11 protein-coding genes and 2 pseudogenes are annotated in these 12,449 nt (G+C 70.5%); 6 read left to right on the top strand and 7 right to left on the bottom strand.

Annotated elements, in window-relative coordinates; translation table 11 throughout:
- The first annotated feature begins 169 nt into the window (after positions 1-169).
- On the top strand, positions 170-904 hold the full coding sequence (locus AB0L33_RS04755; protein ID WP_365677689.1) for an alpha/beta fold hydrolase: 735 nt from the start codon (positions 170-172) through the stop codon (positions 902-904).
- A gap of 55 nt (positions 905-959) precedes the next feature.
- Here the strand turns inward: AB0L33_RS04755 and AB0L33_RS04750 are convergent, their stop codons facing one another.
- The gene (locus AB0L33_RS04750; RefSeq protein WP_365677688.1) at positions 960-1,535 is read right to left on the bottom strand and encodes a hypothetical protein; all 576 of its coding nucleotides are present in this window, start codon (positions 1,533-1,535) and stop codon (positions 960-962) included.
- Between the two features lie 254 nt (positions 1,536-1,789).
- Between AB0L33_RS04750 and AB0L33_RS04745 the strand changes: the two genes are divergently transcribed.
- Positions 1,790-2,665, top strand: a complete 876-nt coding sequence (locus AB0L33_RS04745) for a hypothetical protein (protein ID WP_365677687.1) — start codon at positions 1,790-1,792, stop codon at positions 2,663-2,665.
- Positions 2,666-2,880: 215 nt separating this feature from the next.
- Here the strand turns inward: AB0L33_RS04745 and AB0L33_RS04740 are convergent, their stop codons facing one another.
- Positions 2,881-3,516, bottom strand: coding sequence for a helix-turn-helix domain-containing protein (locus AB0L33_RS04740; RefSeq protein WP_365677686.1), 636 nt, complete (start codon positions 3,514-3,516; stop codon positions 2,881-2,883).
- Between the two features lie 121 nt (positions 3,517-3,637).
- On the opposite strand from AB0L33_RS04740, the gene AB0L33_RS04735 reads away from it, so the two are divergent.
- Complete coding sequence (locus AB0L33_RS04735; RefSeq protein WP_365677685.1) at positions 3,638-4,270, top strand: NAD(P)H-dependent oxidoreductase; 633 nt, start codon at positions 3,638-3,640, stop codon at positions 4,268-4,270.
- A 162-nt stretch (positions 4,271-4,432) separates the two neighbouring features.
- Here the strand turns inward: AB0L33_RS04735 and AB0L33_RS04730 are convergent, their stop codons facing one another.
- From AB0L33_RS04730 to AB0L33_RS04710, 5 genes and pseudogenes are all read right to left on the bottom strand, one after another.
- Positions 4,433-5,176, bottom strand: coding sequence for a sulfite exporter TauE/SafE family protein (locus tag AB0L33_RS04730; protein WP_365677684.1), 744 nt, complete (start codon positions 5,174-5,176; stop codon positions 4,433-4,435).
- Positions 5,173-5,535 carry a rhodanese-like domain-containing protein gene (locus AB0L33_RS04725; protein ID WP_365677910.1) on the bottom strand — a complete coding sequence of 121 codons (363 nt, stop codon included), beginning with the start codon at positions 5,533-5,535 and terminating at the stop codon, positions 5,173-5,175. The genes AB0L33_RS04730 and AB0L33_RS04725 overlap by 4 nt, the downstream gene beginning before the upstream one ends.
- Positions 5,518-6,093: pseudogene (locus tag AB0L33_RS04720) on the bottom strand (rhodanese-like domain-containing protein); the annotation flags it as partial. The gene AB0L33_RS04725 and the pseudogene AB0L33_RS04720, both read right to left, overlap by 18 nt.
- 66 nt (positions 6,094-6,159) lie before the next feature.
- Positions 6,160-7,542, bottom strand: a complete 1,383-nt coding sequence (locus AB0L33_RS04715) for an MBL fold metallo-hydrolase (protein WP_365677683.1) — start codon at positions 7,540-7,542, stop codon at positions 6,160-6,162.
- Between the two features lie 439 nt (positions 7,543-7,981).
- Positions 7,982-9,013, bottom strand: a complete 1,032-nt coding sequence (locus AB0L33_RS04710; RefSeq protein WP_365677682.1) for a LacI family DNA-binding transcriptional regulator — start codon at positions 9,011-9,013, stop codon at positions 7,982-7,984.
- A 363-nt stretch (positions 9,014-9,376) separates the two neighbouring features.
- Between AB0L33_RS04710 and AB0L33_RS04705 the strand changes: the two genes are divergently transcribed.
- The 3 genes and pseudogenes from AB0L33_RS04705 (at position 9,377) to AB0L33_RS04695 (ending at position 12,446) form a co-directional block, all read left to right on the top strand.
- Positions 9,377-10,663 (top strand): sugar ABC transporter substrate-binding protein, encoded by a 1,287-nt coding sequence (locus AB0L33_RS04705; protein ID WP_365677681.1) that lies wholly within the window; start codon positions 9,377-9,379, stop codon positions 10,661-10,663.
- Between the two features lie 8 nt (positions 10,664-10,671).
- Positions 10,672-11,589, top strand: a complete 918-nt coding sequence (locus tag AB0L33_RS04700) for a sugar ABC transporter permease (protein WP_365677680.1) — start codon at positions 10,672-10,674, stop codon at positions 11,587-11,589.
- Positions 11,586-12,446 (top strand): annotated as a pseudogene (locus AB0L33_RS04695) (carbohydrate ABC transporter permease). The gene AB0L33_RS04700 and the pseudogene AB0L33_RS04695 overlap by 4 nt, the downstream one beginning before the upstream one ends.
- Positions 12,447-12,449 lie beyond the last annotated feature (3 nt).

Raw genomic sequence — 12,449 nt, 5'->3', positions numbered from 1 at the left:
ACCGGGCGGGCAGACCCATCCGCATCGCATGCCGCAACGAACTACGGGTGTACGGACGGGACCCCGGAGACGTCATGCGTGACCGTAGAGTCCCGGACGAGAACCGAGCGGTGGCCGGCGGGCCCACGAGGGCGCCGCTCCACCGCCTCCGACGCGTTGGGACCACGAGATGTCATTCCCCGATCACTCGAACGGCACCGCCGACACCGCCTCTCTCGTACTCGCCGGCGGCCGCCGCTCCGCGCGGCGCGCCCGGGCGGCGGTCCTCCTGCTCCACGGCGGGCGCGCCGACGCACTGGAGCCCCCGGCGGCGCTCAACCTCCCGGCGCTCCGCATGAAGCCCTTCGCCACGAGCATCCACCGGGCGGTTGCCCACGAGGGCGTACTCGTGGGCCGTGTCCGTTACCGCCACCGCGGCTGGAACGGCCGACACGCCCATCCCGTCGCGGACACCCACCGTGCGCTGAACGAGCTGTACGAGGCCGCGGGCCTCGTCCCCGTGGTGCTCGTCGGTCACTCCATGGGAGCCCGGGCCGCTCTCCGGGCGGCCGCCGATCCGCAGGTGAGGGGTGTGATCGCGCTGGCCCCCTGGTGCCCGCCGGGCGAGCCCGCCTCCCATCTGGCGGGCCGCACGGTGATCGCCCTCCACGACGAGAGCGACCGGATCACCCGGGCCGGGGACACCTGGTCCTACCTCACCCGCGCCCAGGCCGCCGGGGCGGATGCCTACGGCCTTCGCATGCCGTACGGAGGCCACACCATGATGCGCCGGGCCCGCCAGTGGCAACGCCTCGCGACCGAGGCCACCACGGGCCTGCTCGGGCTCACGTCCCTCCCGAACCCCCTTGCGGGCAGCGGCGCATGGTCCGGCGTGCCGGTCCCGGCCGCGGCAAGGAGTCGTTGAACAGGCGTGGCACAGCCGCAGCCGCGTCGGTGGGGCCTTCGCCGGCCGGCAGCCTTCAGTACTCCAGTCGCGGATCGCGCTCGGCGGTCTGTGCCGATGGGGATGACCAGTTCGTCGCCGCGATGGCATCGCGGGCGATGTCGGTGACGGAGCGGCCGTCGGTGGGTACTCGTGCGACCCATGGGGGCGCGGTGGCTTCCAGGTGTTGGGCCATGGCAGTGCTGCGGGTGACGTGGGCGTCGAGTTGGCTTCCGATCTCGCGCATGCCCAGGCGCTGCCGGGCGGTTGCGTCGTCGGCGGTCAGAAGGACCGCGGTGATGCGGGGTGTGCCGCCCATGGCGCGGGCGATGAGGTCGGGTTCCAGAACGGAGACGGTGTTGGTGTAGATCAGCCTGCGGTACCCCAGAGCGGCGTAGTTGCTCCAGATGGCGGCGAGGTTCGCCTCGGTCATCCTCGTGCGGGCGGGGTCGTCGGCCGGGGCGGGAAAAGCCTGGTCCAGGTTGTCGCCCTCGATCAGGCAGTGGGCGACGCGCAGGCCTTGCAGTTGCGCGGAGATCTCCCAGCCCACCGTGGACTTGCCGACTCCGGAACGGCCTCCGATGAGCAGTGCTTCGTATGCTGCGGCCTGCACAGGTGGTCTCCTCGCGTTCGCAGGGGCCGATGCGACAGGGGTGCAACCACCGTTGCTCATCGGTGTGACACAAACGATCATGCGGCGGCCGCGGGTCATAGCGTAGACAGGTCCTCACGCGGCCGGAGCCCGCAGAAAAGACTTTCCGCCGCACGCCTCCCCTCGGCGGGCAGGGTGGTTCGAAGCGGGGCGGGTCCGCTGGGGCGGGGCCGTCGGCCCTATGCTGTGCGGACACTTGTGGCCAGGGGGACGGTTTGATTCAGTACCGTGCGTTTCGGACGTGGCAGGCGATGCAGAAGCGGTCGAACAACAGCATCCTGGCCCTGTCGGTGGGGGCGAACCATGCGCGGCGGGAACTGGACCAGGCACCGGATCCGGAGAGCAGGGCCCGTTCGCTGCTCAGCGCCGTGCCGCTCACGGAGCGGCTCGATGTCACGGCCGCCGAAGCAAGGAAGATCTTCGAGTCGGCGGCGACCGACATGGCGTTTCTCGCCATACCTCAGGTCGTGGCGCTGCACATCGAGTTGTGCGTCGGGACGGTCGTGGAGTGCCGGCACTTCCAGGGCGTGATCAAGCACCATGACAAGGAGCCCAACTGGTGGCCCGTGCCCTTGCTGCACAAGGCGCTGAGATTCGGCGCGCACAAGACCACGGCGGACCACCTGCTGGCGTTCATTCTGAAGCTGCGCAACACGATGATGCACGGCGCGGGCAAGGTCGACGACGAACTGGTGAAGGTGTGGAAGAACCTGCCTCCAGCGGCAAAGGCCCGCTGGGAAGACCTGGCCGGGCGCCCCTTCACGTACACCAAGGTGGATGTGCTGCCGACACTGGGCTGGCCCGAGGTCATGGCGACCTTGGCGGTGACGAAGGAATCCGCCCATGAGATCAACGCGCGAGTCCGGAGCGCCCTCTCGCGCGGTCAGTGGGCGCAGGTGATCGCCCGTGACTACCGCGACTCGACGGTGGTCGGCCTGCGGCGGTTCAACGCCGTCGCGGCCGGTGACGGCTCGACCGGCCCCGAGCACGACCGGGTCGTGCGGCGACTGCAGGGACATGCCTTGACTTACTACCGCGATCTGGCCATGACTGCCGCCGAGTTGCGTGCCGGCCGAGACGCGGTTCGTTAAGAGCGGACGCTCTGCCATTGAGCTACTAGCCGACGCGAACGTCGACTGGCCCGGACTTGAACCGGGATCTTCCGCACAGTGGCGGCTCCGGCGGCGAACCGGATCCATCCCGAGATGACCGCCTGCCTCCGCAGTCTAACGGAACGGGCCCGGCATGACAGGGCGCTCCAACGCCATCATCACTCTGCCCGTGAGGGCCGCGACCGCGTTCCCCGTCAGTCGCTCCCGCAGGCGGGTGGGGCGCCCAGCAGGCGGTGGACAAGGACGCTCCAGCTGTCGGCCAGTGGGCGGCCTTCGGCCGAGGAGAGGGGTGTGTCGGTCTCGGGCATGGCCAGGAACAGCAGGAGCGGCCCTTCGAGGGCGCCGGTCAGCTGGACGGCCAGGCTGTCCAGGTCGGGGAGATCGACTTCGGCCTGTCCCAGAAGGACGCGCAGGTGCACACGCGTGATCGACGCCGGGCCGGCAGGGACGGGCTGGTTCCGGTCGAGGGCGGCGCGGGCGACGCTGTGATGGTCCAGCAGGAAGGCGATCCGCGCCTGCCCGTAGGCGACCATGCGGTCGAGTGCCGGCGCACCCGGACCCAGCGGAGGCGGGCCGCAGAGCACTCGTTCCTGGAAAGCGCGGTCCTCGGCGTCGAGCAGGGCGCGGAAGATGCCGGCCCGGGTGCCGAAGCGCCGGAAGACAGTGCCCTTGCCCAGCCCCGCGCGTTCGGCGAGGGCGTCCATCGTGACGCTGCAGGCGCCCCCCTCGGCCAGCATCTCCCGGACGGTCGCCAGGAGCAGTTCGCGGTTGCGCACGGCGTCGGCGCGTTCGGGGCGGGGCCGGCCCAGAGGGATGAGGGATGCGTTCACCTGTCCAATCTACCGCCCTTCACATTAACCGGGGTATAGTCCGTTTATGGCGGGCGGGGAGTTCCCACCCCCGGGGCCTTCCGCCGCCCGCCCTCTACGACTGTCTTTGAGGAGTTCCACCATGAACCTGTTCCGTCTGGACGCGAGCATTTTTCCGGCCACATCGGCCAGCACAGAGCTGGCTTCCTTGGTGGAGGCCGAGTGGACTGCCGCACACCCGGGTGCCACCGTGACGCGACGGCACATTGCCACCGATCCCCTGCCCTCCGAGGCGTGGGCCCTGGCGACCACCGCCGGCTTCACCCCCGAGGCGGACCGCAGCCCGGCCCAGCGCGACGCTTCGGCACTCGCGGCCACACTCGTCAAGGAGCTGCGCGACGCGGACGCGGTCGTCCTCGCGGTGCCGTTCTACAACTTCGGGGTCTCCCAGCACTTCAAGACCTGGGTCGACCTCGTGATCGCCGGAGCGGGCCCCACCGACCCCGTGCTCAAGGGCAAGCCCACCGCCCTGGTCACCACCATCGGCGGCGGCTACGGCCCCGGCACGCCGCGCGAAGGCTGGGACCACTCCACTGCGTACCTCGAACGCATCGTCCGGGACGTGTGGCAGGCCGACGTCACCCTGGTCAAGCGCGAGCTGACCCTGGCTGCCACCACACCGGCCATGGAGCAACTGCGGGACCTCGCGGACCAGCACCACACCGCCGCCAAGGAGCAGGCCCGCGAGGCCGGACTGGCCCTGGCCGGCAACTGACGCGTTCCGGCCCTCACCGAGGGTCGGCTTCGTGTTACGTGGCGTTGAGCTCACTCCGGAGCGCCGGGCCCCTGCCCCGTCAGGGTCCCGGTTCCGGTCCGGCCGCCGGACGTCCAGCGGGGGTAAACGGGCGACGGGCCTGGGCGGGAAACCGGCGGGGGTTCAGACGAGCGTGTCGACGAGCATGAACGCCGCGACCGCGAGCAGGGCGTACGCGAAGACGCGCTGCAGCGTGTTGCCGCTGAGGCGTTGTGCGTAGCGTTTGCCGTCCCAGGCGCCGAGGATCGCGGCGCCGGTGAAGGGCGCGATGACGGCCCAGTCCAGATGCGTTCCGGTGCCGGCGCGGGCGCCGAGCGCGGCGATCGAGTTGATGGTGATGACCAGCAGGCTGGTGCCGATGGCTCGGCGCATGGGGAGGTTCAGCACTCGCGCCAGGGCCGGCACGGCGAGGAATCCGCCGCCCACCCCCAGCAGACCGGTCACGGCGCCGAGGCCGGCCCCGGCCGCGCCGGCCCTGACCGGGCGTACCTCGCCCGCGGCCGTGGCCGGTGCGGGGCGCAGCATCCGCAGGGCCGCGAGGCCCGCCACACCGGCGAAGGCGATGGTCAGCCCGGCCTGGGGCAGATGTCCGGCGGCCGCGCCGGTGAGCATGGCGGGGACGATGCCCGCCGCCGCGAACAGCAGCCCGGTCCGCCAGACCACGTTGCCGTCCCGGGCGTGCCCCGCGAGCGCGGTGACGGACGTCAGGGTCACGATGATCAGACTGGCGGTGATCGCCTCCGCCGGTGGCATGCCTATCAGGTAGGTCAGGGCGGGGACGGCCAGGACGCTGCCGCCACCGCCGAGGCCGCCGAGCGCCAGGCCGACGACGGTTCCGGCGACGAGCGCGAGGATCAGGGCGGTCATGCCACCGAGCCTTCGTTTCCGCTCGCACCGACGACCGGGTGTCCGGCGCCCGCCCATCGCCGCAGGCCCCCCTCGACGTCCACCGCGGCCACGCCCCGGCCGCGGAGGAGATCGGCGGCCTGCTGCGAGCGGTTCCCGCTGCGACAGATCACCACGAGGGGCCGTTCCTGGGCGGCCTGCGGCAGGGCCGCACCCGCGGCCAGGGCGGACAGCGGTGCGTGCACCGCGCCGGGCGCCCGCCCGGCGTCCCACTCGCCCCGCTCGCGTACGTCCAGCAGGACGGCCGGGGCGTGGGCACCCTGGGTACGCCGGTGGGCCTCCTCGACGCTGACGCGCTTTTCGTTCCGCAGGGAGGCGATGACGGAGCGGATGTCGGTGCGCGGGCCGCGGTTGTAGGGCAGCTTGGAGAGCATCATGCCCATGGCGCAGGTGTTGCTGAGGGCGGCGAAGGTCAGGCCGGCCCCGATCGCGGTGCCGATCAGATGCATGCCGGGGACGAAGAAGCCCACGATGCCGCTGACGAGGACGATCGAGCCGGCGACGAGGCGGACCTGGCGTTCCAGTTCCCAGTGGCGCGGGCCACGGTCGACCGGGGCGCCGGAGGCTTCCCAGGCCATCATGCCGCCATCGAGGACCCGCAGGTTGGGCAGGCCCGCCTCGGCCAGGGCTTCCTCGGCCTGCGTGGCTGGCGCTCCGGAGCGGCAGACCAGCACCACGTTCTCGTCGAGGTGCCGCCCCAGCTCCATGCGGTGCTCCCGCAGGGTGTCCAGGGGCACGTTGTAGGCGCCGGGGATGTGGCTGGTCCGGAACTCGCCGGGGGTACGCACATCGAGCAGTCGAGGGCCGTCGCCGGTCGTGATCAGGTACTGAAGGGCGGCGGGCGTGAAGGCGGTGGTGCGGGTGGCGTCGGTGGCCATGAAAACTGCTCCGTGGAGAGAAGGCGGAATCGGGGACGGGAAGGGGGGAGCCGGCGCGGCGGCGCGTCAGGCGGCGGCGTTCAGGAGAGCCCAGGCGGTGTAGCCGCCGAGGACGTCGGAGACGTCGGTGAATCCGTGGTGGCGCAGCAGACTCGCGGCGATGGAGGACCGGTGGCCTCCGGCGCAGTGCACGACCACCGGCCGGTCGCGGGGGATCTCGTCCAGCCGGCCCGGCAGTTCCCCGAGGGAGATGTGCAGGGCGTCCTCGATGAACCCGTTCTCGCCGCGCTCGCCGCAGTTGCGCACGTCGACGACGACGGGCGGGGTCTTCCCGTCCAGTTCGGCGCGCAACTGTGCGGCGGTCAGGCGGCTGGCCGGGGCGGTCTCCGCGGCCATGGCGGCCATCGCCTCGTCGGGTGCGGCCAGGTATCCGGCGGCACGGTCGAAGCCGATCCGGGCGAGCCGGGTGACGATCTCCTCCTCACGCCCCTCGGGCGCCACGACCAGCAGCTCCGTGTCGAGCGGCAGAACGGTGCCGGCCTGTTCGGCGAACCGGCCGTCGGCCGGGACGTTGACCGCACCGCGCACGTGACCGGCAGCGAATTCCTGCGGGTCACGCGCGTCGACGACCACGGCCCCCGCGGCGCGGCGGGCCAGGAACTCCGGCGCCTCCAGCGCCTGCGGCGCGCTCTCCGGGTCGAACAGCGCGCGCTCGCGGCGGTTGAGGTCCGCGTCGTAGGCGAAGTACCCGGGAGCCGCCGACTGCCCGGCGGTGACGATCGCGACGAAGTCCTGCTCGCTCATCGGCGCACAGGCGTAGTTCGTCGCACGCTGCTCGCCGACCGTCGACTGCCGCTCGGTGGACAGGTTCTTGCCGCAGGAGGAGCCGGCGCCGTGCGCGGGGAACACGCGCACCTCATCGGGCAGGCCCATCAACTTGTTCTGCACGCTGTCGTGCAGCATCGCGCCCAGCTCCTCGGCGGTCACCCCGACCGAGGCCAGCAGGTCGGGGCGGCCGACGTCACCGATGAACAGCGCGTCACCGGTCAGCACCCCGTACGGGACCGTGTCCGCGGCGCGCTCGTAGACCAGCACGCTGATCGACTCCGGCGTGTGCCCCGGGGTCTCCATGACCTTCAGCGTCACCTCGCCCAGGCTGATGGTGTCGCCCTCGGCCAGTTTGCGGATCTCGTACTCGGTCTCGGCGCGCTGCCCGTAGCCGATCCACGCACCGGTACGGGAAGCCATCTCCAGGTGGCCGGCGACGAAGTCCGCGTGGAAGTGCGTGTTGATGACGCCGACGACGGTGAAACCGCGGGCCTCGGCATCGTTCAGGTACTCCGAGACATCGCGGCGCGGGTCCACGACCACGGCCTGGCCGGTGGTCTCGTCGGCGATCATGTACGACGCCTGGGACAGGCACTCGAGGTAGTACTGCGAGAAGAACACGGAAACCTCCGGAACGAACACAGGCCGATGCCCCGCGCGGGGTGTCCATCGGACCGAGAGATGGCCCGCGCGAGAGTGCCCGCGCCGGGCAGGGGTGCGGCTTGCGGGACCCGGGCCGACCTGTTCGGCGGCGACCTCGGTCCCCGATCCACTGAATACCCCGTGGGGTATTACGCTTCCGACCGTACGAAGCCCCGCCCGCCTTGTCAAATACCCAGGGGGGTATCTGCAGGCGACAGGCGTCCGCCGGCCGCCCCGCACCAGGGCGGCCGCCTCCGGCGCCGAGCGCACGACCCCGCGCGACCCGCCCCTACGGGAGACCCTGACGCCCCTCCCCTGTCACAAGAAAAGCTGGAGAAACTCTTCCTCGCCCTTGTGTGACCGGCAGAGATCGGAACCACGGGCGCTCTTCGCACCCCGGCGGCGGAAGGCTCCGCAGTCAGTGCGTGCCGGCGGTCTCGCGCGCCGTCGCCGTGCTGCCGCGCTCGATGAGCTCGGGCAGGTCCACCCGCACGGTGCGCGGCGAGCCGCCGTCGAGCAGGGTGGTCAGCTCTCGTGCCGCGAGCCGGCCGAAGGCGACCGGGTCGCGGGAGAGCGCGGTGAGCCACGGGGCGGTCAGCCGGCACAGCGCGGAGTCCTCCCAGGACACCACCGACACATCGCCCGGGACCCGGACCCCGAGGCCGGTCGCCACGGCCACCCCGGCCGCCGCCATCACATCGTTGTCGTAGATCAGCGCGGTCGGCGGGTCGACCCGCTCCAGGACCCGGCGGGTGGCGGCGGCTCCCTCGGTGTCGGAGTAGTCCGTGGTCACCGAGTGCGCCCCGGTCAGGCCGCGCCGGTCCGCCTCCAGGCGCAGCGAGCGGATGCGGCGGTCGGTGTGCGCGAGTGAGGGCAGGCCGGCGATGTGGACGATGCGCCGGTGCCCCAGCTCGTAGAGCCGGCCCACGATCGCCGCCATCGCGCCCGCGTCGTCGGCGCGGACCTGGGAGAGCCCGGGGTGGGGGCCGGTGTCGGTGCCCGGGAGGGCGCCGATGATGACGCCGGGGAGGCCCAGTTCGTCGAGGAGGGAGACGCGGGGGTCGTCCGTGCGCGGGTCCACGACGAGCACGCCGTCGACCCGGTGTTCGGCCCACCAGCGCCGGTAGACCCCGCACTCGTCCGCCACGTCGTCCACCACCTGGAAGAGCAGGCCCAGATGACGCTCGGACAGCACCTCCTGGATGCCGGAGATGAGCTGGAGGAAGAAGGAGTCCACACCGAGGTTGGCCGCCGGGCGCGCCACGACGAGGCCGACGGTGGCCGACCCCTCGCCGGACAGGGCGCGGGCGGCGGCGCTCGGGCGCCAGCCCAGCTGTTCGGCGACGCGCCGCACCCGGGCGCGGGTGACCTCGGAGACACCCGGACGGTCGTTGAGCGCGAAGGAGACGGCGCTCTCCGAGACCCCGGCCCGCTGGGCAATGTCCTTCATGGTCGGCCGCTTCGGAGCCACCGTGCCTCACTTTCTGCCTCGCCCGGGGGTACTGACGGACAGTCGGGCCCGGTCGCCCCCGGGGCATCGTAGAGCCTCCCCTGCCGTTCGGTCGAGAGAGGTCGCCCCACCGACTAATGCGCTTGAGCTGCATCTAGCTAAAGCGCATTAGTGAGCAGGCGTCAATAGCACCTCACAAGCCTTTGAGCTGCACTGATGCAACGAAGAGAGATTACGTTCCGGTGAATGTATTGACTTTGAGAGCAGGCGCATTGCAGGGTCTGTCGGGCGAACGCGGCCCGCCGGGTCAGGGACTCCGGGCCACCGTCCGCGCGCCTGGTCCGAGCAAAGGAGCCGTTCACCGTGCACATCTCCCGCAGAGCAGTCGCCGCTGCCGCCGTCCTCGCCACCGTCCTGCCACTGAGCGCCTGCGGCGGAGGCTCCGGCTCGGACTCGTCCGACGCCTCGGGCAAGGTCGAAGGGAAGATCACCTTCCAGACCTGGAACCTCCAGGCGAACTTCAAGGACTACTTCAACGGGGTGATCGCGGACTTCGAGAAGAAGTACCCGGGCACCGAGGTCAAGTGGGTCGACCGCCCCGGCGAGGGCTACGCGGACAAGATCAGCGCGGACGCGGCCGGGGGCACCCTGCCCGACGTCGTCAACGTCTCGCCGGACCTGGTGGCGCCGCTGGCCAAGGCCGGGATCGCCCTCGACCTCGACAAGGCCGCGCCGAAGTACCGCAAGGAGTACCTGGACGGCGCGTGGAAGAGCCACCAGATACCGGGCACAGAGGGCACGTACGCCTTCCCCTGGTACCTCAACACCGGGCCGATGTTCTACAACAAGCGGCTGCTCAAGGATGCCGGCCTCGATCCGGCGAAGCCGCCGACCACCTATGACGAGGTGTTCTCGGACGGCCTGAAGCTCGCGGAGAAGAGTCACGGCAAGGTCGCCACCCTCGCCAACGTCCCCACCATCGAGGACTTCGGCCGGTACGGCGGGCAGCTGATGAACAAGGAGGGCACGGGCTTCGCCTTCAACGACGCGAAGGGCGTCGAACTCCTCACCCACTACAAGGAGTTGTACGACGCCAAGGCGCTCGACGCGCAGGCGCTGACCGCGACCCCCGAGTCCTCGGGCCACAAGTTCCTCACCGAGTCCGTGGCGATGAATCCGGGCAGCGCGCTGGACCTGGCCAACTTCAAGAAGCAGGCCCCGAGCCTCTACAAGAACATCGGGATCACCGACCAGGTCAGCAATACCGGCAAGGCCAACATGTACGTCATGGGCGTCATGGTGAACGCGCAGTCCAAGCGCAAACCCGCCGCCGTGGCCTTCGCCCACTACGTGACCGACGCGACCCGCCAGATGGAGTTCGCCAAGCAGGTCGCCATCTTCCCGAGCACCGCCGGCTCGCTCGACGACCCGTACTTCACCAAGGAGGACGGGACGGACGAGACCCGCGTCCGTGTCGCCGCCGCGAAGTCCCTGAAGACGGCCGTCAACTACACCCCGGTGTTGTTCAGCGAGCAGATGAAGACCGAGCTGCGCAACCAGATCGCCAAGGCGCTGCAAGGAAAGCAGAGCCCCAAGGAAGCTCTTGACAACGCTGTCAAGGCGTGTGACCGGCTGTTGCAGCAGAGCTGAGCCCTCCCGTGAAATTCCCCTCCCCCACCGCAGCGGCAGGCCGGCCCGCCGGCCGGATCCGCCGCCATCTGCCCCTCAGCCCCTGGCTGTTCGCCGCACCCGGTCTGCTCGTCGTCGGCGCCTTCAGCCTCTACCCGTTCTTCAGCACGCTGGTGAACTCCTTCACCGACCGGCGGACGCTGGTCCCCGGCTCGTTCGTCGGCCTGGCGAACTTCCGGGAACTGCTGCACGACGAGATGTTCTGGACCGGCCTGCGCAACAGCGTGCTGTACGTCGTCGGCGTCGTCCCCGCACTCGTCATCCTGCCGCTGCTGCTGGCGATGCTCGTCCAGCGGCACATCCCCGGCATCACCTTCTTCCGGTCGGCCTTCTACACCCCTGTCGTCGCGTCCATCGTGGTCGTCGGCCTGATCTGGGTGTGGATGCTGGACGACCGCGGGCTGATCAACGCGGTCCTGGAGGCGGTCGGCATCGGCAAGGTCGGCTTCCTCAGCGACCAGTGGCTGCTGCTGGGCAGCGCGATGACGGTCACGGTCTGGAAGGGCCTCGGCTACTACATGATCATCTACCTGGCCGCCCTCGCGAACGTACCGAGGGAACTGCACGAGGCCGCGTCCGTGGACGGTGCCGGAGTCGTACGCCGCTTCTTCACGGTCACCGTGCCCGCCATCCGGTCCACGATGGTGCTGGTCGCGGCCCTCTCCTCGGTCTCCGCCTTCAAGGTGTTCTCCGAGGTCTACCTGATGGCCGGCCCGTCCGGCGGACCCGCGGGCGAGGACACCACGCTGGTGATGCTCGTCCAGCGGGTGGGCACCGGGCTGAGCGGGCGGGTCGGTTACGCCTCCGCCATCTCGGTGGTCATCTTCGTCGTCACCGTCGGCCTGATGCTGCTCGTGCTGCGGGCCGACCGCAAGGAGGACGCGTGAGCTTCCTGAAGACCACCGACGCCGAGGGCCGACGGGTTCCCGCCTGGCAGCTCGTGCTGCGGTACGTGCTGCTGCTGGCGGTCCTCGCGCTGACCGTCGGGCCGTTCCTGTGGCAGCTGTCGACCTCGCTGAAGGGCCCGAACGAGGACATCTTCAGCTCCCCGCCGAAGTTCTTCCCCAGCGATCCGACGCTGGACAACTACAGCCGGGTCGCCGACACGATCCCGGTCTGGGACTACGCGCTGAACTCGCTCTAGGTCGCCTCCGCCAACGTGGTCACCAACTGCGTCGGCTCCGCGCTCGCGGGGTACGCCCTGGCGAGGCTCCGCTACCGGGGGCGCAGGGCCGCGACGCTGGCGTTCATCCTCGCCATGCTCGTACCCGTGGAGGGCATCATCATCGCCCAGTTCACCACCATGCGTGACCTGGGGCTGAACAACACCCTGCTGGGCGTGCTGCTGCCGGGGTCGGTCGGCGCGATGAACGTCCTGCTGATGCGCAACGCGTTCCTCAACCTTCCCGTGGAGATCGAGGAAGCGGCGTTCGTGGACGGGGCCAACGTCTGGCAGCGCTTCCTGCGGATCGCGCTGCCCTCCGTCAGGGGCACCCTCGCCGTCGTCGCGATCTTCGCCTTCATGGGCTCGTGGGACGACTTCCTGTGGCCGCTGATCGTGCTCAGCGACCCGGAGAACTTCACCCTGACCATCGGTCTGAACTACCTGCACGGCACGTTCGCCAACGACGAACGGCTCGTCGCGGCGGGCACGATCATCGCCGTTCTGCCGCTCATCATCCTCTTCGCGGGGCTGCAGCGCTTCTTCTTCCGGGGCGTCGGCGAAGGCGCCGTCAAGGGCTGACCC

Source organism: Streptomyces sp. NPDC052299, from assembly GCF_040679335.1.
GTDB lineage: Bacteria > Actinomycetota > Actinomycetes > Streptomycetales > Streptomycetaceae > Streptomyces.
This window is presented reverse-complemented; position numbering and strand designations above follow the sequence as displayed.

Coding starts and splice junctions, on each gene's coding strand:
- AB0L33_RS04730 (WP_365677684.1), bottom strand. CDS start 5,176: ATGACCGCCCTGATCCTCGCGCTCGTCGCCGGAACCGTCGTCGGCCTG.
- AB0L33_RS04755 (WP_365677689.1), top strand. CDS start 170: ATGTCATTCCCCGATCACTCGAACGGCACCGCCGACACCGCCTCTCTC.
- AB0L33_RS04710 (WP_365677682.1), bottom strand. CDS start 9,013: ATGAAGGACATTGCCCAGCGGGCCGGGGTCTCGGAGAGCGCCGTCTCC.
- AB0L33_RS04735 (WP_365677685.1), top strand. CDS start 3,638: ATGAACCTGTTCCGTCTGGACGCGAGCATTTTTCCGGCCACATCGGCC.